This is a genomic window from Aequorivita sp. 609 (assembly GCF_014212065.1).
GTDB lineage: Bacteria > Bacteroidota > Bacteroidia > Flavobacteriales > Flavobacteriaceae > Aequorivita > Aequorivita sinensis.
Map to the genome: position 1 here is coordinate 1 of NZ_JACJVM010000184.1, position 866 is coordinate 866.

The window sequence follows — 866 nt, forward strand, 5'->3', positions numbered from 1 at the left end:
CTAGCCATTTACCATACTCAGTCAACTCCTTGGTCGGCATGCCAAATGACAACAGAAATACTGCCGTCAGAAATAATATGATATATGGTGTAAGTCTTGTCATTTCAAATTAGCCACAACGGTTTCGTGTATGAAAAGTGCGTGTTTGTGTCAGAGGATTTTCGGAACGAAAATCGGAAGAAAGCAAACACGCACTTTCCTTTGGTTAAGCACTAAAATAAGCATTTTTTATACACAGTGTTGTAAACAGTTATTATTCTACCTTCGAATATTCGACATAGAAATTTGATAACATACTTCCATCATTACAAGTAAAACTTGGATCAGTGTTATTTTGACCTAGTTTTAGTGTGTTGTTAGTTAATTCAAAAAAAGTCATCTGTTGAAATGTACCAAGAACTAAAATATCCATGCTAAATTCACCGTCATTAATTTCCCAATCTCCATTACCTTCAAAATTAATAATACAATTAGTTCCATCTTCAATGTAAGCAGTTTCAGAAAAAGTCCCGTTTTCGTTGAAGATTAATCTGCTTGTTTGTTGACATGTAGTAAAATTAAGGACATTCTGATTTCCTGATGAACAATTGCTAACATCTTTTATTGGTTTCCAAATTCCAACTATTGATACTGAATCCGGGTTAGAATTGTCATCGCTTGAACAAGATGAGAAGATTATAAGTCCGATTAAAATTCCGCAAAGTAATTTCATTTTTTCCATTCTTAATGTTTGGTTTTAATTGTTTACAACGTTTCGTATATGATAAGTAGGCGATCACTAAGCCCTAAATTTTTGTCTAATCCTAAAGTTTGATACAAGCCAAAAATATTTCAATTAGTACTTTATCGCCTATTTTTCATATACA

At 32.4% G+C, this 866-nt stretch carries 1 protein-coding gene; it reads right to left on the reverse strand.

The window, feature by feature from the left end:
• Nucleotides 1-253 precede the first annotated feature (253 nt).
• Nucleotides 254-712: a lipocalin family protein gene (locus H4O20_RS13235; RefSeq protein WP_185099575.1), complete on the reverse strand. Its 459-nt coding sequence runs from the start codon at nucleotides 710-712 to the stop codon at nucleotides 254-256.
• Nucleotides 713-866: the final 154 nt, after the last annotated feature.